The sequence below is a fragment of the Streptomyces shenzhenensis genome, assembly GCF_003688995.1.
Classification (GTDB): domain Bacteria; phylum Actinomycetota; class Actinomycetes; order Streptomycetales; family Streptomycetaceae; genus Streptomyces; species Streptomyces shenzhenensis_A.
The window spans coordinates 45,444-64,421 of the sequence record NZ_PENI01000013.1 but is presented as its reverse complement, the minus strand read 5'-3'; the positions used below and the strand labels follow the sequence as shown (position 1 = coordinate 64,421).

17 protein-coding genes are annotated in these 18,978 nt (G+C 74.3%); 10 read left to right on the top strand and 7 right to left on the bottom strand.

Annotated elements, in window-relative coordinates; translation table 11 throughout:
- Positions 1 to 451: 451 nt before the first annotated feature.
- The 5 genes from CTZ28_RS20890 to CTZ28_RS20870 form a co-directional block, all read right to left on the bottom strand.
- Entirely contained in the window at positions 452 to 685 is a 234-nt protein-coding gene (locus CTZ28_RS20890) for a DUF6213 family protein (protein ID WP_121891174.1), read from the bottom strand.
- A 25-nt stretch (positions 686 to 710) separates the two neighbouring features.
- Entirely contained in the window at positions 711 to 2,096 is a 1,386-nt protein-coding gene (locus CTZ28_RS20885; protein ID WP_121891173.1) for an NADP-dependent succinic semialdehyde dehydrogenase, read from the bottom strand.
- Positions 2,097 to 2,212: 116 nt separating this feature from the next.
- Positions 2,213 to 2,683 (bottom strand): NUDIX hydrolase, encoded by a 471-nt coding sequence (locus CTZ28_RS20880; protein ID WP_121891172.1) that lies wholly within the window; start codon positions 2,681 to 2,683, stop codon positions 2,213 to 2,215.
- Entirely contained in the window at positions 2,680 to 4,218 is a 1,539-nt protein-coding gene (locus CTZ28_RS20875) for an ATP-dependent DNA ligase (protein WP_121891171.1), read from the bottom strand. Before CTZ28_RS20875 ends, CTZ28_RS20880 begins: the two co-directional genes overlap by 4 nt.
- A gap of 29 nt (positions 4,219 to 4,247) precedes the next feature.
- Entirely contained in the window at positions 4,248 to 5,213 is a 966-nt protein-coding gene (locus CTZ28_RS20870) for an NAD(P)/FAD-dependent oxidoreductase (protein WP_121891323.1), read from the bottom strand.
- A 77-nt stretch (positions 5,214 to 5,290) separates the two neighbouring features.
- On the opposite strand from CTZ28_RS20870, the gene CTZ28_RS20865 reads away from it, so the two are divergent.
- From CTZ28_RS20865 to CTZ28_RS20840, 6 genes are all read left to right on the top strand, one after another.
- Complete coding sequence (locus tag CTZ28_RS20865; RefSeq protein WP_121891170.1) at positions 5,291 to 5,917, top strand: helix-turn-helix domain-containing protein; 627 nt, start codon at positions 5,291 to 5,293, stop codon at positions 5,915 to 5,917.
- Between the two features lie 154 nt (positions 5,918 to 6,071).
- Entirely contained in the window at positions 6,072 to 7,049 is a 978-nt protein-coding gene (locus tag CTZ28_RS20860) for an NADPH:quinone oxidoreductase family protein (RefSeq protein WP_121891169.1), read from the top strand.
- On the top strand, positions 7,046 to 8,227 hold the full coding sequence (locus tag CTZ28_RS20855; RefSeq protein WP_121891168.1) for an acyl-CoA dehydrogenase family protein: 1,182 nt from the start codon (positions 7,046 to 7,048) through the stop codon (positions 8,225 to 8,227). The genes CTZ28_RS20860 and CTZ28_RS20855 overlap by 4 nt, the downstream gene beginning before the upstream one ends.
- Entirely contained in the window at positions 8,224 to 9,309 is a 1,086-nt protein-coding gene (locus CTZ28_RS20850; protein WP_121891167.1) for an acyl-CoA dehydrogenase family protein, read from the top strand. Before CTZ28_RS20855 ends, CTZ28_RS20850 begins: the two co-directional genes overlap by 4 nt.
- A 183-nt stretch (positions 9,310 to 9,492) precedes the next feature.
- Positions 9,493 to 10,356: a phosphatidylinositol-specific phospholipase C/glycerophosphodiester phosphodiesterase family protein gene (locus tag CTZ28_RS20845; RefSeq protein WP_121891166.1), complete on the top strand. Its 864-nt coding sequence runs from the start codon at positions 9,493 to 9,495 to the stop codon at positions 10,354 to 10,356.
- A 113-nt stretch (positions 10,357 to 10,469) separates the two neighbouring features.
- The gene (locus CTZ28_RS20840) at positions 10,470 to 10,664 is read left to right on the top strand and encodes a hypothetical protein (RefSeq protein WP_121891165.1); all 195 of its coding nucleotides are present in this window, start codon (positions 10,470 to 10,472) and stop codon (positions 10,662 to 10,664) included.
- A 33-nt stretch (positions 10,665 to 10,697) separates the two neighbouring features.
- Here the strand turns inward: CTZ28_RS20840 and CTZ28_RS20835 are convergent, their stop codons facing one another.
- Positions 10,698 to 11,936 (bottom strand): phosphodiester glycosidase family protein, encoded by a 1,239-nt coding sequence (locus tag CTZ28_RS20835; protein WP_121891164.1) that lies wholly within the window; start codon positions 11,934 to 11,936, stop codon positions 10,698 to 10,700.
- Positions 11,937 to 12,011: 75 nt separating this feature from the next.
- A complete protein-coding gene (locus CTZ28_RS20830) occupies positions 12,012 to 12,371 on the bottom strand; it encodes a DUF779 domain-containing protein (RefSeq protein WP_121891322.1) in 360 nt (119 codons plus the stop codon).
- A gap of 195 nt (positions 12,372 to 12,566) precedes the next feature.
- Here CTZ28_RS20830 and CTZ28_RS47110 point away from each other — a divergent pair, with 195 nt between their 5' ends.
- The 4 genes from CTZ28_RS47110 to CTZ28_RS20805 all read left to right on the top strand — a co-directional run bounded on the left by CTZ28_RS47110 (position 12,567) and on the right by CTZ28_RS20805 (position 18,951).
- Positions 12,567 to 12,887 (top strand): MarR family winged helix-turn-helix transcriptional regulator, encoded by a 321-nt coding sequence (locus tag CTZ28_RS47110; RefSeq protein ID WP_121891163.1) that lies wholly within the window; start codon positions 12,567 to 12,569, stop codon positions 12,885 to 12,887.
- Between the two features lie 168 nt (positions 12,888 to 13,055).
- Positions 13,056 to 15,140, top strand: coding sequence for a SpoIIE family protein phosphatase (locus tag CTZ28_RS20815; protein WP_121891162.1), 2,085 nt, complete (start codon positions 13,056 to 13,058; stop codon positions 15,138 to 15,140).
- A 146-nt stretch (positions 15,141 to 15,286) separates the two neighbouring features.
- Complete coding sequence (locus CTZ28_RS20810; protein WP_121891161.1) at positions 15,287 to 17,758, top strand: SpoIIE family protein phosphatase; 2,472 nt, start codon at positions 15,287 to 15,289, stop codon at positions 17,756 to 17,758.
- Between the two features lie 278 nt (positions 17,759 to 18,036).
- Positions 18,037 to 18,951, top strand: coding sequence for a hypothetical protein (locus tag CTZ28_RS20805; RefSeq protein WP_121891160.1), 915 nt, complete (start codon positions 18,037 to 18,039; stop codon positions 18,949 to 18,951).
- The last annotated feature ends 27 nt before the right edge of the window (positions 18,952 to 18,978 follow it).

Sequence of the window (18,978 nt, the reverse complement as noted above, 5' to 3'; positions counted from 1 at the left end):
GCGTTCGCCGCGGATGAGGGCCGGGCCCACCGGCACCGGCCGCCGCCCGCGCTGACCGTCAACTTTGCCGCCTGGGGCGGATCTTGCGTCCGTACCGCGAGCCGCGGAGGCGTCGGCGCACCGACCCGCCCCTGCGCCCCCGGAACCGGACGGGCGGCCGTGGGTGTGGGTCCACTGCGCGGAGCGGTTCCGTCGGCGCACCGGCCTGCGCCTGCCGTGCCCGCGACCGGACGCGCGGGCGGCCTGGGCGCGAGACGCCTCCGTGAGGGCGTGCTGCTCCGGGTGACGTGGTCGGCGTCGATGTGGTCGGGCAGGTGGGGGAGTTCGACGAGCCGCAGTCGCCGGCTGCCCGCCGTGCGGAGCGGTTCTGCCGGCGCCCGGGCCGCGCCTGCCGCTCCGGAACCGGACGTGCGGGACGTGCCGGCGAGGGGTGCGTGCCGGTTCGCTTCCGTTATGGTGCTCCGCTGCTGTGGGCGATGCACGCGACGTCGATGCGGTCGGCCAGTTTCGCGAGTTCGATCGTCAGCGCGGCCACCGTGTCCTCGTCGAGTCCGTCCTGCCCGGCCTCGACGAGCCGCACCCACCGGCCGCCCACCGTGCGGAGCAGCTTGCTCACGTCGGCCGCGGCCACCCGCAGGGCACCGCGGTCGTCGACGATCAGAGGCAGTGTCACTTCGCGGTTCACAGATCGGATCGTAGCCCCGGAAGCGTCACGCGCCCTGCCACACCGTGGTGATGTTGCAGAACTCGCGGATCCCGTGCCCGGACAGCTCACGCCCGTAGCCGGACCGCTTGACCCCGCCGAAGGGGAACGCCGGATGGGACGCGGTCATCCCGTTCACGTACACGCTGCCCGCCTCCAGGTCCCGCACGAACCGGTCGGTCTCGGTCTCGTCCCGCGTCCACACGTTCGAACTGAGCCCGAACGGCGTGTCGTTGGCGATCAGCACCGCCTCGTCGAGGTCATCGGCCCGGTAGAGCGTGGCGACCGGCCCGAACGCCTCCTCGCGGTGGATGCGCATCTCGCGGGTGACCCCGGCGAGCACGGTCGGCAGGTAGTACCAGCCGGGCCCCTCCGGGCGGTGACCGCCGCACAGCACCTGCGCCCCGGCGCGCCGTGCGTCGTCGACCAGCTCCTCCAGGTCGGCCCGCCCCCGCTCGGTGGAGAGCGGGCCGACGTCCGTGTCCGTCGCCATCGGGTCGCCGACCGTCAGCGCCCGCATCCCGGCGACGAACCGTTCGGCGAAGGCGTCGTAGACGTCCGTGTGCACGATGAACCGCTTGGCGGCGATGCACGACTGCCCGTTGTTCTGCACCCGCGCGGTCACCGCGACCCGCGCGGCCCGGTCCAGGTCGGCGGACGGCATGACCACGTACGGATCGCTGCCGCCGAGCTCCAGCACCGTCTTCTTCACCATGGCCCCGGCGACGGAGGCGACGGCCCGGCCCGCCGGTTCGCTGCCGGTCAGCGTGGCGGCCTTGACCCGCTCGTCGCGCAGCACGTCCGCGACCGCACCGGAGCCGATGAGCAGGGTCTGGAAGCAGCCCTCGGTGAAGCCCGCCCGGTGGAAGAGATCCTCCAGGTAGAGGGCGGTCTGCGGCACATTGGACGCGTGCTTGAGCAGGCCGACGTTGCCCGCCATCAGGGCCGGGGCGGCGAACCGGATCACCTGCCACAGCGGGAAGTTCCACGGCATCACGGCGAGCACCGGCCCGAGCGGCCGGTAGCGCACCCGCACGCGTGACGCGCCGGAGTCCCGCACGTCGGAGTCGGCGGGGACCTCGTCGGCCAGGAGTTCCTCGGCGTGCCCGGCGTACCAGCGCATCGCCCTTGCGCACTTCGCGGCCTCCGCGCGGGCCTGTTCGACCGGCTTGCCCATCTCGGTGGTCATGGTCCGCGCGATGTTCTCCCGGTCCTCGTCCAAGAGGTGCGCGGCCTGGAGCAGCAGCCGCCCGCGGTCCGTGAGGGCGCTCGACCGGTAGGTGCGGAACGTGGCTTCGGCGAGCTGAAGCCGGCGTTCGATCTCCTCCTCGCCCATGGCCTCGTACGTCTTGAGCGTCTCGCCGTTCGCCGGGTTCACCGTCGCGATGGGCATGGCCGACCTCCCTCGGAGCGGGCTGTGCTTCGACCTTCCCGCGCGCCGCAGGGCTCCGCAACGCGTGCGGGCGGCGACCGGACCGGCACCCCGCGGGGCGGCGCTCCGGCCGCCGCTCACCGGCCGGCCGCGTGCTCCGTCAGCCGGTCGAGGAACGCGGCCTGCGCCGTCACGATCAGCCGCCCGGCCCGGTCGAGCCCGAACCACTCCACCCGGTCAAGCTCCGGGAACTCCCGAAGCTGTCCCGAACGGGGCGGCCACTCCATCCGGAAGGTGCCGGGCACGACAACCGCCGGGTCCAGGTCCGCCTCCACCGCCCACACCGTGACGACCTTGCCGCCCGTCTGCCGGACCTCGCCCAGCGGTACGGCCGCACCGTCCGGCGGCGGCACGCCCAGCTCCTCCCGGAACTCGCGCCGGGCCGCCTCCCAGGCACTCTCGTCGGACCCGTACTCGCCCTTCGGCACGGTCCACGCACCGGTGTCCCGCCGGGCGAAGAAGGGGCCGCCCATGTGGCCGAGCAGCACCTGGAGACCGTCCTCGGCGCGCCGGAACAGCAGCAGGCCCGCGCTCCGCCGGCCCGTCACGGCCGGACCTCGGGGTGCGCGGCCAGCAGCGACTCGACGGTGTCGGCCTGCTCCGGCCGCTTGTCCTCGCGGTAGCGGACCACACGGGCGAAGCGCAGGGTGACGCCGGCCGGATAGCGGGAGGACCGCTGCAGGCCGTCGTAGGCGATCTCGACGACGAGTTCGGGGCGTACGGTGACCACCCAGCCGTCGTCCGCGACGGCCAGCTCCCGCAGCCGCTCGGTCTGCCAGGTGAGCATCGCGTCGGTCAGGCCCTTGAACGTCTTGCCGAGCATGACGAAGCCGCCGTCCCGGCCGCGCGCGCCCAGATGGAGGTTGGAGAGCCAGCCGGTGCGGCGGCCGTGTCCCCATTCGGCGGCCAGGACCACCAGGTCCAGGGTGTGCACGGGCTTGACCTTCAGCCAGGACGCCCCGCGGCGGCCCGCGCTGTAGGGCGCGTCCAGGGCCTTCACCACGACGCCCTCGTGGCCGCGCTCCAGGGTCTCGGCGAGGAACCGCTCCGCCTCCCGGACGTCCTCGGGACCGGACACCAGGGTCCGGCGCACCCGCATCGGCTCGGGCACCAGCCGCGCCAGCTCCGCGTGCCGCTCGGCGAACGACAGGTCCAACAGGTCACGGTCGGCGACCGCGAGGGCGTCGAAGAACACCGGCGAGACGGGCACCTCCCGGGCGGCCCGGGCCACGTCCACCCGGGAGCCGACCCGCCCGGCCGTCTCCTGGAACGACCGGGGCCGGCCCGCCGGGTCGAAGGAGATCACCTCGCCGTCCAGGACGAACCGTTCGCCCGTCAGCTCCAGCGCGGCGGCCGTCACCTCGGGCAGCCGGTCGGTGATGTCGTCGAGCGTACGGGTGTGGATGCGCACCGAGCCGCCGTCCCGGTGCAGCTGGACGCGGATGCCGTCGAGCTTCTCCTCGACCGCGCAGGCGCCCAGCTTCCCGACGGCCTCCGTGACCGAGGCGGCGGTACGCGCCAGCATCGGCTGCACCGGGCGGCCGACGACGAGCCGGAACCGGTCCAGCGTCCCGGGTCCGTCCGCCAGCAGCGCCGCGGCGACCGGCTGGAGCGACCCGGCGAGCATCACCGCCCGCCGGACCTCCGCCGGGTCCGCCCCGGTCGCCTGCGCCAGGCCCGCCACGGCGACGGCGTCCAGAGCGCCCTGCCGCACCTCGCCGGTGAGCAGTCCGAGAAGGAAGCGCTGCTCGTCCCCGGTGGCCGCGCCGAGCAGCGCACCGACAAGCCGGGACCGCTCCGCCTGCGAGCCGGGTCCGGAGAGCTTGCCCAGCTCGGTGAGGCGGGCGTCCACCTCGCGCACGGTGAGGGACGGCTCCGCGGCCGGGGGCACGCGCCGGCCGAGCACCTTCCAGCCGACGCCGAGCCGGCCCTGCGGCAGCCGGCCCGCCAGATAGGGGATGACGATCGGCACGTCGTCCGGCTCCGCGTCCCGGAACAACGCGGCGAGCAGGGCGGTCTTCCGGGTCCGTGCCGCGGTGGCGGCGACCTCCCGGGACACTTGGGCGAGCCGGGCCAGCAGCATGCAGCCATGGTGCAACGGGGGCGCCGGTACTACACCCCGACGGCCGCGTCGAGATCGGCGAAGAGCAGCTCCCCGTTGATCGCCGCGCCCGCCCGGTAGCCGCGGCTCGCCGCGTTCACCACCTGCTCGGCGAAGCCGCTCGCGTTGCCCGCCGCCCACAGGCCCGGCACGCTCGTCAGGCCCCGCTCGTCGACCGCGGGGAAGGTGCCGAAGGGGGTCTCGCGCATCTCGGCGCCCAGCCGCACCAGCAGATCGGTCTGCGGCACCGCCCGCGGCGCCACGAACAGCACCTCGCGCTCGTGGACCGTCCGGTCCGCGAGCCGCACCCCGGTCAGCCGGTCCTGCGCGACCGCCAGCCCCGTGACCTCGCCCGGCACCACCCGCACCCGGGCCGCCGCCAGCCTGCGCAGCTCGTCGTCGGACAGCTCGTCCTCGGCGACCTGGTGCAGGAAGAGGGCCACGTCCGCGGACCACTGGGTCACCATGAGCGCCTGGTGGACGCTCATCGGGGACGTGGCGAGCACACCGAACGCCCGGTCCCGCACCTCCCAGCCGTGGCAGTACGGGCAGTGCAGCACGTCCCGGCCGAAGCGCTCGGCGAGCCCGTCCACCGGCGGCAGCTCGTCCCGCAGGCCGGTCGCCACCACCAGGTGCCGGGCGCGCACCGTCCGCCCGCCGGCCAGTGTCACGCCGAAGTCCGCGTCGCGCGTCACGTCCACCGCGCGGTCCCTGACCAGCTCCACGCCGTAGCGCGCGATCTCCGCGCGGCCCGTGGCGAGGAACTCGGCGGGCGGCATGCCGTCGCGGCTCAGATAGCCCTGCATGTGCGCGGCGGGCGCGTTGCGCGGCTCGCCCGCGTCGACGACCAGCGTGCGGCGCCTGGCGCGCCCCAGAACCAGCGCGGCGGACAGCCCGGCCGCCCCGCCGCCGACGACGATCGCTTCGTATGACTCGGTGTGCTCGGTGTTCTCGGTCTGCCCGGTCTGTTCGGTCATGGTGACCACCTCCACGGAGACAGTCGCCCGCGTGCTGCCGTGTTGACAAACGCGTTTGCCGAAACTGCAATGAGTGCATGGGTGACACGAACGACCGTGCGGAGGACCGCGCGGGCGACGACACGGACGAGGTGCTCGCCGAGGTCGGCCCGCGCCTGCGGCGGATCCGCAAGGAGCGGGGCGCCACGCTCGCCGGGCTCTCGGCGGCGACCGGCATCTCGGTGAGCACGCTCTCGCGGCTGGAGGCGGGCCTGCGCAGGCCATCGCTGGAGCTGCTGCTGCCGATCGCGCGGGCGCACCAGGTGCCACTGGACGAGCTGGTGGGCGCCCCGCCCGTCGGTGACCCGCGGGTGGGGGCGACCAAGCCGATCGTGCGGTACGGGCGCACGCACTGGCCGCTGACCCGCCAGCCGGGCGGGCTGCAGGCCTTCAAGGTGCTCGAACCGCAGCGCAGCCTGGAGCCCGACCCGCGCACGCACGAGGGCTACGAGTGGCTCTATGTGCTGTCCGGGCGGCTGCGGCTGGTGCTCGGCGAGCACGACGTGGTGCTCGGGGCGGGGGAGGCGGCGGAGTTCGACACCCGGGTCCCGCACTGGTTCGGGTCGACGGGGGAGGGGCCGGTGGAGTTCCTCAGCCTCTTCGGGCCGCAGGGCGAGCGGATGCATGTGCGGGCGCGGCCGGCCCGGCGCGCCGAGGACGACTGACGGCGGCTGCTCCCTGACCGCTGACGGCGGCTGTTTCCGGACGGCCGACGGCGACTGTTCCCGGACGGACTGACGGCGGCTTCCCAGGGGTGCAAGCGACCGCTTAGTATGCGGTCGAGCACGGTCGGACGACGCAGTCCCGTGGAGGCCCCGCATGCAGGCATGGCAGGTGCACGAGAGCGGCGAACCGAGCGAGGTGATGCGGCTCACGGAGACGGCGCCCCCCACGCCCGGCGAGGGACAGGTCCTGCTGCGGGTGCGCGCCGCGGGCGTCAACTTCCCGGACGCGCTGCTGTGCCGCGGCCAGTACCAGGTCCGCCCGCCGCTGCCGTTCACCCCGGGAGTGGAGATCTGCGGCGAGACCGCGGACGGCCGCCGGGTGATCGCCAACCCGGCGCTGCCGCACGGCGGCTTCGCCGAGTACGCCGTCGCCGACGCCGCCGCCCTGCTGCCCGCGCCCGACGCGCTGGACGACGCCGAGGCCGCCGCGCTGCACATCGGCTACCAGACCGGCTGGTTCGGCCTGCACCGCCGGGCCCGCCTCCGGGCCGGCGAGACACTGCTCGTGCACGCCGCCGCCGGCGGGGTCGGCAGCGCTGCCGTTCAGCTCGGCAAGGCGGCCGGGGCCACGGTCATCGGCGTCGTGGGCGGCGCAGGCAAGGCCGCCGTCGCCCGCGAACTGGGCTGCGACACGGTCGTCGACCGGTACGCCGAGGACGTCGTCGCCGCGGTCAGGCAGGCCACCGGCGGCCGGGGCGCCGACGTGGTCTACGACCCGGTCGGCGGTGACGCGTACACCCAGTCCGCGAAGACCGTCGCCTTCGAGGGCCGCATCGTCGTCGTCGGCTTCGCGAGCGGCACCGTCCCGAGCCCCGCGCTCCACCACGCCCTGGTGAAGAACTACTCGATCCTCGGCCTGCACTGGGGCCTGTATCCCGCCAAGCAGCCCGAGCTGGTCCAGCACTGCCACGCACAGCTCACCGAACTGGCCGCGCGGGGTGCGATCCGGCCGCTGGTCAGTGCGCGGGTGCCGTTGGCCGAGGCCGCGGCGGCCGTGCAGCGTGTCGCCGACGGTGTGACCACCGGCCGGGCCGTCGTCGTACCGGCACCGGAGAACGGAGCCGTCGCATGACCGACGCCGCCGAACTGCGCCGCCGTACCCGCGCGTTGCTGGCAGGGCAGCCGCCCGCGAGCACCGACCGCCTGGACTTCCTGAAGGCACGCTTCGACGCGGGACTGGCCTGGGTGCACTACCCGGAGGGGCTCGGCGGCCTCGGCGCCCCACGCGCGCTCCAGGCCGTCGTGGACGCCGAACTGGCGGCCGCCGGCGCCCCCGACAACGACCCACGGCGGATCGGCATCGGCCTCGGCATGGCGGCGCCCACCGTCCTGCGCCACGGCACCGAGGAGCAGCAGCGGCGCTTTCTGCGCCCCCTGTGGACGGGCGAGGAGGTCTGGTGCCAGCTGTTCAGCGAGCCGGGCGCCGGATCCGACCTGGCCGCGCTCGGCACCCGGGCCGTCCGCGACGGCGACACCTGGGTGGTCGACGGGCAGAAGGTGTGGACCTCCAGCGCCCATCTCGCGCGCTGGGCCATCCTCATCGCCCGCACCGACCCGGGCGTGCCCAAGCACCAGGGCATCACCTACTTCGTCTGCGACATGACCGACCCCGGCGTCGAGGTGCGGCCGCTGCGCCAGCTCACCGGCGAGGCCGAGTTCAACGAGGTGTTCCTGACCGGCGTCCGCATCCCCGACTCCCGCCGCCTCGGTGCCGTCGGCGACGGCTGGCGGGTGGCGCGGACCACGCTCATGAACGAGCGCGTCTCCATCGGCGGGATGCGGCTGCCCCGCGAGGGCGGCATGATCGGCCCGGTCGCCAGGACCTGGCGGGAACGCCCCGAGCTGCGCACCCATGACCTGCACCAGCGGCTCCTCGGCCTGTGGGTCGAGTCCGAGGTGGCCCGCCTCACCGCCGAACGCCTGCGCCAGCAGCTCGTCGCGGGCCAGCCAGGGCCCGAGGGCTCCGGCACGAAGCTCGCCTTCGCCCGCCTCAACCAGGAGATCAGCGCGCTGGAGGTGGAACTCCTCGGCGAGGAGGGCCTGTTGTACGACGACTGGACCCCGCGCCGCCCCGAACTCGTCGACTTCACCGGCCGCGAGGCCGGCTACCGCTACCTCCGCGCCAAGGGCAACAGCATCGAGGGCGGCACCAGCGAGATCCTGCTGAACATCGTCGCCGAGCGGGTCCTCGGCCTGCCCGCCGAGCCCCGCACCGACAAGGACGTCGCCTGGAAGGACCTGGCCCGATGAGCACCGATCCGGACCTGCTCCACTCGCCGGAGGAAGAGGCGCTGCGCGCCGCCGTCCGCGACCTGCTCACGGACCACTGCGACGCGGCCGGCGTCATCGCCCGCACCGAGTCGGACGCCCCGCACGACGTGCCGCTGTGGAAGTCGCTCGCCGGCGGCATGGGCCTCGCGGGCCTGCTGGTGCCCGAGGAACTCGCAGGCCAGGGCGCCGGCCACCGCGAAGCGGCCGTCGTCCTGGAGGAGTTGGGGCGCAGTGTCGCGCCCGTGCCGTATCTGACGAGCGCCGTGGTGGCCACCGAGGCGCTGCTGGCCTGCGGCGCCGACGACCTGCTGGCCGGGCTGGCGAGCGCGACGACGATCGGTGTGCTCGCGGTCGGGCTGCACACCGCACCGGGCGCCCCGTTCGACCGGGTGCGGCTCGAAGGTGGCGCGCTGCGCGGGGAGTTGACCGGGATCGCCGACGCGGCCGTCGCCGACGTGCTGCTGGTGCCCGCCGACGACGGCGGGCTGTACGCGGTCGACGCCGCCGCCGCGGCCGTCGTCCCGCAGGTGTCCCTCGACCTGACCCGGCCGGTGGCCCGCGTCGTCCTCGACGGAGCGCGGGGCGCACGCCGGCTGGGCGAGGCCGAACCCGCCGTACGACGGGCCCTGCGGGCCGGAGCCGGACTGCTCGCCTCCGAGCAACTGGGCGTAGCGGAGTGGGCGTTGACCGAGACCGTCCGGCATCTCAAGGAGCGCAGGCAGTTCGACCGGCCGGTCGGCGGATTCCAGGCGCTCAAACACCGGCTCGCCCAGCTGTGGCTCCAGGTCGTCCACCTCCGGGCCGCCGCACGGGCCGCGGCCGACGCGCTGGCCACCGGCACCGACACCGACGTCGCGGTGGCCGTCGCCCAGGCCTACGCGGCGCCCGTCGCGGTGCGTGCCGCCGAGGAGGCGCTGCAACTGCACGGCGGCATCGGCATGACCTGGGAGCACCCGGTCCATCTGTACCTCAAGCGGGCCAAGGCGGACTCCATCGCCCTCGGCACAGCGGGCGCACACCGCACAGCCCTGGCAGAACTCATCAACCTGCCCGCCCCCTGACCTGTCCCCGCGACAGCTGACGGCGGCCCGTCCCGGCCGGGGTGGGCTGTCCGGGGTGTGCCGGTTCGGGGAAGTGAACGTACGACGGCGGTCCGGCCAACTCCCCGCACGGACAGGGCACTCGGGTCGCGGCGGCACGCATACTCCCTTCGGTCCCACCCGGCCCCACCAGGGAGGCAGAGCATGGCCCTCACCACTCGCCGCAGAGCCCTCACGACCCTCGGCGCCGCCCTCACGGGCGCGGTCGCCCTGCCCGCCGCGCAGGCGTGGGCAGGCGACACCGCGCGCCGCCCCCGTCCGCTGTGGCGCGCCCACGCCCACAACGACTACGAGCATCCGCGCCCCCTCTTCGACGCCCTCGACCACCGCTTCGGCAGCGTCGAGGCCGACATCTACCTCGTCGGCGACCAGCTCCTCATCGGCCACGACGTGGCCGACCTCGATCCGTCCCGCACCCTCGAATCCCTCTACCTCGACCCGCTCGCCGCCCGGGTCCGGGCCAATCACGGCGCGGTGTACCGGGGCGCGCGCAAGCCCCTGCAGCTCCTCATCGACATCAAGACCGAGGGCTCCTCGACCTACCTCGAACTCGACCGCCATCTGCGGCGCTACAAGCATCTGTTCACCACCTACGCGCACGGGCGCGTGCACCCCGGGCCGGTCACCGCGGTGATCTCCGGCGACCGTGCCGCCCGTACGCCGATGGCGGCCCAGAGCGAGCGCCGCGCGTTCTACGACGGCCGGCTGGCCGACCTCGGCACCTCGGCACCGGCCTCCTTCATCCCGCTGATCAGCGACAACTGGACGCTCAACTTCAGCTGGCTGGGCGCGGGCCGGTTCCCGGACGTCGAGCGGCAGAAGCTGCGCTCCATCGTGGCGGCGGCACACGCACGCGGGCAGCAGATCCGCTTCTGGGCCACCCCTGATGCGGCGGGCCCGGCCCGGGACGCGCTGTGGGCCGAACTGCTCGCCGCCGGCGTCGACTACCTCAACACCGACGACCTCGCGGGCCTCGAGGCGTTCCTGGACGCCCACGCCGCGGCGTAGCGGGACCGCGAACACCACTCGATCGGGGGACACGTCAGCCCCCCGGACGAACCCTCCGCTACGCCACACTTACGGCCGAACGCCGCGAACTGGCGTGGCGGAGGAGGTTCGCGATGGCCATTTCCATCTCTGTGGTGCTGCTGCTTCTGATCCTGGCCGTGTTCTTCCTGCGCAACGGCGCGCTGAAGATCTCCCACGCCCTGATCTGTGTGCTGCTCGGCTTCTACCTGGCCAGCACCAGCATGGCCCCCACCATCCAGAGCGGGCTCACCGCGACCGCGGACCTGGTGAGCGGCCTGCGGCCGTGACCCGGCGGCCGCGGGCCGCGCACCCGGCCCGGCTCAGGGAGCCGAGAAGACCCCGATGCCGTTGGGCACCGGACGCTCGACGCCACCGCTCGGGTGGTTGCGCACCGACACCGTGCGCCTGCCGGGCGCCCGGGCGACCAGCGTCGTCGAACCGCCGCCGTCCAGGCTGAACGCGTCGACCGCGCCCAACCTCCGCATCTCGCCCGCCACTTCGGCGATGGTCAGACCGCTGCGATAGGCGGGCGCACCGTCCACGGCGAGCAGCAGCAGGCGCCGCCCGCCGGCCGCGATGCCGACGGCGGTGCGCACCGCGGCGGTGGTGCCGTCGAGGCCGGGCAGCGGCCGGCCGCCGCGCAGCACCGGATAGCCGCCGAGCGCGAAGCGGTAGCGGGTCCGGGGACCGGCCGCCACCAGCCGGTGCCGTACCGTCACCCGCTCGCCCACGGACAGCTTCCGCAGCCGCTGTGCTCCCGCCTCCCGGCCCACCAGGACCGTGGCGCCCGCGGCGACGGGACCACGGCCGGGGGTGCGGGAGGCGGCCACCACGCGTCCCTGACGGACCGTCACCTCGTAGGTGTCCCTGCTGCACGCGGCGGCCCGTTCGGTGTCCGTGCCGCAGGTGGCGCGCACCCGGGAGGCGCCGCCCCACTGCGCGGTGAACGCGCCCACCGAGTCCACCGGCAGCGCGTACTGGTTGAGGCCGCCGAGCGGCACCTGCCCGGCGGGCGTGCGGACGGAGCCGAGCAGTGTGAGCCGGTCCAGGCGGGCCCGCCGGTCGGTGCCCACGCCGAAGACCTCCTCGGTGGTCGTGCCGGGCGGCAGCGGGGGGCCGAACCGCTGGCCCCGCGGCACCGCGGCCTTGACCACCCGGCCGCGCGCGATCACCGGTCCCACGCTCGCGCCCGTCGCCTCGACGCCGGGGTGCTGGGTCTCGGTGATGTTGAAGAAGTCGCCGTTCACACCCGCGACCGCGCCCGCCGCGTCGGCCAGCGCCGAGACGGGGGAGCGGGCCGCGACCGCCCCCGGGTGCAGCAGGTCCAGGCGGACCCGCGGGTCGCGCAGATCGACGCCGAGCACATGGATGTGCGTCGTCCCCTTGGCGGCCGGCAGGTCGAACTGCCGGTAGGTCACGCCCGGCGCGAGCGCGGCGGCGCCCGGTACGGCGGCGGCCGGTGCCGCCCCCGTCAGGGCCGCACCGGCCAGGACGCCGAATGCCGTGAGGACCGTGAGTGCCGTTCTGCCTGCCGCGAGCCGCCTGTGCCGACGTGTCACTGCCACCCCTGATGTCTCGTCAACCGACGCTGGAGTCAGGGGAAGTGCAGCAGACTCCGATGTCCGCGGAGGTGCCTAGGCGTCGACCACACGCGAACGGGTGAGGAAGCGCACGCCTTCGGGTGCCTCCAGGGAGAAGCCGCTGCCCCGTCCGGGTACCACGTCCACGATCAGCCGCGTGTGGCTCCACACCTCGTACTGGCTGCGCGACATCCAGAACGTGACCGGCTCGGCGACGCCCTCGACCTCCAACTCGGCCAGCAGCACGTCCGAACCGCCGGTGCGGAACTCGCCGTCCGGGTAGCACATGGGGGCGCTGCCGTCGCAGCAGCCGCCGGACTGGTGGAACATCAGCGGGCCGTGCGAGGCGCGCAGCCGGCGGACCAGGTCGGCGGCCTGCGGGGTGAGTTCGACGCGCGGAGTTTCCTGATACATGATCACCATCCCGGTCGAGGGCTGCGAAGCCTCCAGTCTCACGGCTCGTCAGGTCACCGTCCACCGTGCCGCGTCGGCCTGTCAGCTCGCCGCGCGCTCCATGACCGGGCGCAGGCAGTCGATGCTGTACCCGGCGGTGATCGGCCGCGGACCCCGCCGTGCAGGAAGCCGTACTGCCGGCACAGCTCCTCGCGGATGTCCGGTTCCAGCGTCACCTCGCCGCCGCCGGAGGCGCGTTCTACTCGGTGCGCGACCGGCCGGGCCTTTTCCTCGGCCTGCGCGAGTCCCCGCTCACCGCCGTCGGTCCGCCGGCTCACCGCCGCCGGTCTGCCGGCGAAGGCGCCGCACCCGCGTGAGCACCGCGCCGTCGTCCTGGAACCGACCGAGGCGGGGAACACCGCGCTGGACGCCACCCGGCCCGTGGCCGACCGCTTCGACGCCGAACCGCGTGCCCTGCTCGGGCCGGGCGGATTCGCCCGCATCGCCGGGGTGCCGCGGCGGCCGGCGTTCCGGTGACCCCGACCCGCCCGCCGGCCCTGGCCGTCCTGCGGTGGCCGCCGCGCCGGCGGATGCGTGCCCGCCACCGGCGGAGAGACCATGGGGGCAGGTCGCGCCGGCCACCGCCCGGGGCCGGCGCCGCACGCTGCGCAGCGCTACCCGCTGCCGGACGGAGGGAGGACCGGGATGACTGCCGAATCCTTCCGGGCCGACGGCATTCTGCGGAGCGCCGGATCGCGCGAGCGGTACGGACTCCTCGACGTCCTCGGCGTCGCCGCGGTGGTACTGGACTCCGACGGCCGCATCGTGTTCTGGAGCGCGCCCGCCGAGGAGCTGTTCGGCTACAGCGCCGAGGAGGCGCTCGGCGCGTATGCGGCCCGGCTGTTCGTGCACGAGGCGGACCTGGACCTGATGAAGGCCCTGTTCGCCGATGTGATGGCGACCGGCGCCAACTGGGCCGGTTCCTTCCCGATCCGGCACAAGGACGGTGGCACCCGGCTGGTCGAGTTCCGCAACATGCGGTTGCTCGATCATCTGGGGGACGTCTACGCCCTGGGCATCGCCGCCGACCACGACACCCTCCAGCGGGTCGAGACCGACCTGGCCCTGTCCGAGCGTCTGGTCTCCCAGTCCCCCATCGGACTGTCGATCAAGGGCACCGACCTGCGGTACCTGACCGTGAACCCCGCGCTGGAGCGGATCAACGGCATCCCCGCCGAGGCCTGCATCGGCCGGACCGTGCGCGACATCCTGCCGAACCTGAACGTCGACGCCATCGAGGCCGCGCTGCACGGGGTGCTGGAGACCGGCCGCCCGATCATCGACCGGTACACGGTCGGCCGCACGCCCGCCGACCCCGATCACGACCACGCCTGGTCCGTCTCGTACTTCCGGCTGGAGGACTCCGGCGGGCGGGTGCTCGGCGTCGCCGGGGCCTTCGTGGACGTCACCGAACGCCACCGCGCCACCCTGGAGGCCGAGCGGGCGCACAAGCGCCTCGCCCTGATCGCCGAAGCCTCCGCACGCGTCGGCACCACCCTGGACGTCGACCGGACCGCCCGTGAACTCGCCGAGGTCACCGTGCCCGGACTCGCGGACGTCGCGGCCGTGGACGTCCTCGACTCGGTCCTGTCCTGCCATCCCGGCGCGCACACCGGCGGTCCCGCGCTGTTGCGCACCCTCGCCCTGGTCGCGGGCCACCCGACCGACGCAACCCGGGCCGCCGACGTGCCCGGGGAACTGGCCGCCTACGCCGCCGACCGGCTGGTCAGCGAATGTGTGCACACCGCCCGGCCGGTCCTGGTCGCACACGTGACCGACCGCGATCTGACGCGCATCGCCCGCGCCCCCGAGGCCGTCGCGCCGCTCGCCCGGGCGGGCATGCACTCCTATCTCGCGGTGCCCCTGATCGCCCGCGGCGAGGTGCTCGGGGCCCTGGACCTCAAGCGGGTCCGCAACCCGCAGCCCTTCGGCGAGGACGACGTCGTGCTGGCCGGGGAGCTGGCCGCCCGCGCCGCGGTCAGCATCGACAACGCCCGCTGGTTCCAGTGCGTGCGCAACACCGCGGTCACCCTGCAGCGCAGCCTGCTGCCCGAGGAACCGCCGCGGCTGGCGGGCCTGGAGGTCGCCACCCGCTACCGGCCCGCCCACGCGGCCGGCGAGGTGGGCGGCGACTGGTTCGACGCCATCGCCCTCGGCGACGGCAGGACCGTGCTGGTCGTGGGCGACGTGATGGGCAGCGGCATCGACGCGGCGGCCACCATGGGCCGGCTGCGCACCGCCGCCCGCACACTCGCCGACCTCGACTTCGACCCGGCGCAGGTGCTCCAGCACCTGGACCGGACCGCCGGCGGTCTCGAGCACTACATCGCGACCTGCCTCTACGCCGTCTACGACCCCGGCCGCGGGGAGTGCCGCCTCGCCAACGCCGGACATCTGCCGCCCGTCCTGGTACGGGGCGGCGGCCCGCCGCGGCTGCTGGACCTGCCCACCGGTGCCCCGCTGGGCGTGGGCGGGGTCACGTTCCTCAGCAGCACCGTCGGCCTCGCCCCCGGTGACCTGCTCGTCCTCTACACCGACGGCCTGGTCGAGACCCGCCACGACGCCATCGACGACCGTCTCGACGTCCTGCTCGGCCTGCTGCTCGGCCTCCTGGACGGCCCCGACCGCTCCCTGGAGGACCTGTGCGACCGGCTGCTCGACGCGCTGTGCGCCCCGGACGGCCGGGACGACGCCACCCTGCTCATCGCCCGGACGCTCGGCACCGACTGAGTGTTCCGCTGGAAGGGCCGAACCACAGCGGACTTCGTTCGACCCGCTCAGCTGCCGGGCGGACCGTGCCGGTAGGCGCCGGTGGCGCGGACCGTGCACATCCGGCGGGCAAGCAGGACCATATTGTCGTATAGAGGATGGGAGAGATGACAGCTGGGCGAAACGGATCCGAAGCGCCTCCGACGGCAGGGCCGCGCGATCTCTTCGACGCGTCCAACGACGCGGTGGCGGTGATCGCCGCACGGGGCACCGTCGTCGGGTGGACCAGCGGCGCACAGGCGCTGCTCGGCTATGCCGCCCAGGAGATCGTGGGCCACTCCGGCGCCCGGCTGCTGGCACTGGCCGGGGATCCGCTGCGGCTCGCCGGCATCGTGGAGCGATGCCGCGAGGGCATGGGCTGGAGCGGCCTGATCCCGCTGCGGCACCGGGACGGCCACCGCATCGAGGCCGACCTGCGGGTGTCGGCGTCGTTCCGGATCGGCGAGGACGAGTGCTTCCTGGTCTCGGCCCGGGAACAGCTGCCGCAGTGGACGATGGGCCAGTCCGTCCTCGACGGCTTCCTGACCCGTTCCCCGGTCGGCATGGCCGTGATGGACCCCCAGCTGCGCTACCTCTGGCTCAACGACACCCTGGAGCGGTTCGGCGGCGTGCCCCGTGAACAGCGGCTGGGCCGGCGGCTGAGCGAGCTGCTGCCCGGTCTGCAGGCGGAGACGCTGGAAGGCCTGATGCGCAAGGTGATGGTGACCGGGATACCGGTCACCGACTACGAGTACGAGGGCTGGAGCTGGGCCGATCCGCACCGCCAGCACGCCTACTCCGCGTCGTTCTTCCCGCTGGTCGACGCCGTCGGCGCGGTCACCGGCGTCTGCTACATGGTCCTGGACATCACCGAGCGCTGGCACGCGCGCCGGCTTCTGCTGATGGTCAACGAGGCCGGCAGCAGCGTCGGCCGGACCCTCGACGTGATGCGGACCGCGCAGGAACTGGCGGACTTCGCCGTGCCCCGCTTCGCCGACTTCGTCGTCGTCGACCTGCTGGAGCCCGTGCTGAGCACACAGGGGCACGGAGCGTGGCTGTCCGACGCCGGACCGGCCACGGCGCGGCCCGTGATGCGCAGGGCCGGCATGAGCTCGGTGCGGGACGGCTGCCCGGAGGCGCTCGCGCGGATCGGGGAGCGGGTGGACTTCATCCCCCCGCCCCACGACCTGAACCTGCTCGTCGAGGGCGACCCGATCTTCACCCCCGTCCTCGACCCCGCCGACCCGCTGTGGGCGTCCGAGGAGCCCGTCCGCGCGGCCCGGATGCGCGAGTACGGACTGCACTCCATGATCGCCGTGCCGATGCGGGCCCGGAACACCGTCCTCGGCCTTGCCTCGTTCATGCGCTCGCTCAATCCGGTCCCCTTCCACCCGGACGACGTCCTGCTGGCCCGGGAGCTGGTCGCGCGGGCCGCGCTCTGTGTCGACAACGCCCGCCGCTACAGCCGGGAGCACACGGCGGCGGTCACGCTGCAGCGCAGCCTGCTCCCGCACGTCCTGACGGGCGGCACGGCCATGGAGGTGGCCTCCTCCTATCTGCCGGCCAACGCGACCGGCGGGGTCGGCGGCGACTGGTTCGACGTGATCCCGCTCTCCGGCGCCCGGGTGGGCCTCGTCGTCGGCGATGTCGTTGGGCACGGCATCGCCGCCGCCGCGACCATGGGCCGGCTGCGCACCGCCGTGCAGACCCTCGCCGACATGGAGATGCCGCCCGACGAGCTGCTGGCCCACCTGGACGATCTCGTGCTGCGGCTGAGCGCGGAGGAGCCCGACGACGAGGCCGCCCACCAGACCGCGACGTCGTTCCTCGGGGCGACCTGTCTGTACGCCGTCTACGACCCGGTGACCCGGCGGTGCGCGATGGCCCGCGCGGGCCATCCGCCCCCGGTGGTGGTCACCCCCGACGGCCAGGTCTCCTTTCCGGAGCTGCCCGCGGGCCCGCCGCTCGGCCTGGGCGGGGTGGCCTTCGAGGCCACCGAGATCGAACTCGCCGAGGACAGCCTGCTCGGCCTCTACACCGACGGCCTGGTCGAGGGGACCGACCGCGACATGGGTGTGGGCATGGCCCGGCTCGGCCAGTTGCTGTCCCGGCCCGGCCTCGACATCGACACCCTGTGCCGCACCGCCGCGCAGCAACTGGTCGCCAAGCCGCAGCTCGACGACATCGCGCTGCTGCTGGCGCGCACGCACGGTCTGGGCGCCGACCGGGTCGCCTCCTGGGAGGTGCCCCTCGACCCGGCGGCCGTCGCCGATCTGCGCACCCGGGCGACCCGGCAGGTGACGCAGTGGGGCTGCCCGGAACTGGCCATGACGACCGAGCTCATCGTCAGCGAGCTGGTCACCAACGCGATCCGCTACGGCTCACCGCCGGTGCGGGTGCGGCTGATCCGTGACTCCCGGCTGACCTGTGAGGTCGCCGACGGCAGCAGCACCGCTCCGCGGCTGCGGCACGCCCGCAGCATGGACGAGGGCGGCCGGGGCCTGTTCCTGGTGGCCCAGCTCGCCCATCGGTGGGGGGCCCGGTACGCGGCCGACGGCAAGATCATCTGGGCCGAGCAGGAGCTCCCGCCGCCTTACTGAGACCGCCGCCGACATGGCGAACTCGTGAAGGATTGACGGGAGTTGTGAAAGGTGACAAGAATTCATCCAGCTCCTTCGCTGTGACTGAAGTGAGCGAAGGGGCGCGAGCGGCTCGGCCGGTCCGGCTGTCGCCCGCCGTATCAGGCGTGTCCGCCGTCTCCGCGGTCTCCATCGGTGCCTGCCGGTGTCGGCCGGGGTCCGTCGGGGTCCGCCGGTCCGCGTCGGTGTCCGTCCTCGCGCCCGCCACCTCCCACACATCACTTTCGCAGAGGCTCACCTTGTCGCGTTCGTATCGCCCCAGAACCGTCGCCGCCCTCGCCGCAACCGCCCTCGCCGCCGCCGTCCCCGTACTCGGGGCGGGCGCGGCGAGCGCCACGCCGGGCGGGGGCTGCCAGTCCGCCACGGTCCAGTACCGGATAGTCGGTGCCGACGGAAACGTCGTCGGCGCCGACTGGACCTCGCAGGGCGGATTCCACCAGTGGGACACCGCCCCGGGAACCGTCGAGGTCCGGCTGGCCGCGGGTCAGTCCGTGGCCGAGGGCTGCAAGTACCCCGTCTCGCTGGCCGAGTACACCACCGAGGGCCCCGACTGGGAGACCTCGGGCCGCCAGACCCTGGCCGACAAGGCCACCGTCTATCTGACCGCCGCGGACATCGCCGGCGCGGACGGCGCGCAGCGGACCTGGCAGCGGCTCACCGTGAAGTCGCCCGACTGCTACGGCCAGATCGACCTGTACGGCGACGACGTCACCTACGACGGCGGGACGGGCGAGGGCCACGGCCCGGCGCCGTACCGGCCCGACAACGTCGCCACCCCCTACCACCTCATCGCGGCGTGGAACGGCGGCGACAAGGCCTGCGCCCCGGGCACGCCCGACTCGCCCACCCCGACGCCCTCGCAGCCGGGCCCGACCCCGACGGAGCCCACGACGCCCGCCACCCCGGCGGACAGCACACCCCCCGCCGAACCGACCACCCCCAAGCCGGACAGGACGCCCCCCACCAGCGCGGACGTCCCGCCCCTGCAGTCGGCCCCGCCCACCGCCGAGCCGTCGCCCGACGACAGCTCCCCGCCGCTGGCGGAGACGGGTTCGAGCGCGCCGGTCGGCCCGATCGCCGGCGCCGCGGCCCTCGTCGTCGTCATCGGCGCCGCAGGGATGTTCGCCGCCGCACGGCGCTCGCGCCGCTCGTGACCCCAGGCCGGCCGGCCCGCAACGCCG

Excerpts from the sequence above, each read along its gene's own strand:
- CTZ28_RS20885 (WP_121891173.1), bottom strand. The coding sequence starts at position 2,096 with ATGCCCATCGCGACGGTGAACCCGGCGAACGGCGAGACGCTCAAGACG.
- CTZ28_RS20875 (WP_121891171.1), bottom strand. The coding sequence starts at position 4,218 with ATGCTGCTGGCCCGGCTCGCCCAAGTGTCCCGGGAGGTCGCCGCCACC.
- CTZ28_RS20870 (WP_121891323.1), bottom strand. The coding sequence starts at position 5,213 with ATGACCGAACAGACCGGGCAGACCGAGAACACCGAGCACACCGAGTCA.
- CTZ28_RS20865 (WP_121891170.1), top strand. The coding sequence starts at position 5,291 with ATGGGTGACACGAACGACCGTGCGGAGGACCGCGCGGGCGACGACACG.
- CTZ28_RS20860 (WP_121891169.1), top strand. The coding sequence starts at position 6,072 with ATGCAGGCATGGCAGGTGCACGAGAGCGGCGAACCGAGCGAGGTGATG.
- CTZ28_RS20855 (WP_121891168.1), top strand. The coding sequence starts at position 7,046 with ATGACCGACGCCGCCGAACTGCGCCGCCGTACCCGCGCGTTGCTGGCA.
- CTZ28_RS20850 (WP_121891167.1), top strand. The coding sequence starts at position 8,224 with ATGAGCACCGATCCGGACCTGCTCCACTCGCCGGAGGAAGAGGCGCTG.
- CTZ28_RS20845 (WP_121891166.1), top strand. The coding sequence starts at position 9,493 with ATGGCCCTCACCACTCGCCGCAGAGCCCTCACGACCCTCGGCGCCGCC.
- CTZ28_RS20840 (WP_121891165.1), top strand. The coding sequence starts at position 10,470 with ATGGCCATTTCCATCTCTGTGGTGCTGCTGCTTCTGATCCTGGCCGTG.
- CTZ28_RS20830 (WP_121891322.1), bottom strand. The coding sequence starts at position 12,371 with ATGTATCAGGAAACTCCGCGCGTCGAACTCACCCCGCAGGCCGCCGAC.
- CTZ28_RS47110 (WP_121891163.1), top strand. The coding sequence starts at position 12,567 with ATGTCCGGTTCCAGCGTCACCTCGCCGCCGCCGGAGGCGCGTTCTACT.
- CTZ28_RS20815 (WP_121891162.1), top strand. The coding sequence starts at position 13,056 with ATGACTGCCGAATCCTTCCGGGCCGACGGCATTCTGCGGAGCGCCGGA.
- CTZ28_RS20810 (WP_121891161.1), top strand. The coding sequence starts at position 15,287 with ATGACAGCTGGGCGAAACGGATCCGAAGCGCCTCCGACGGCAGGGCCG.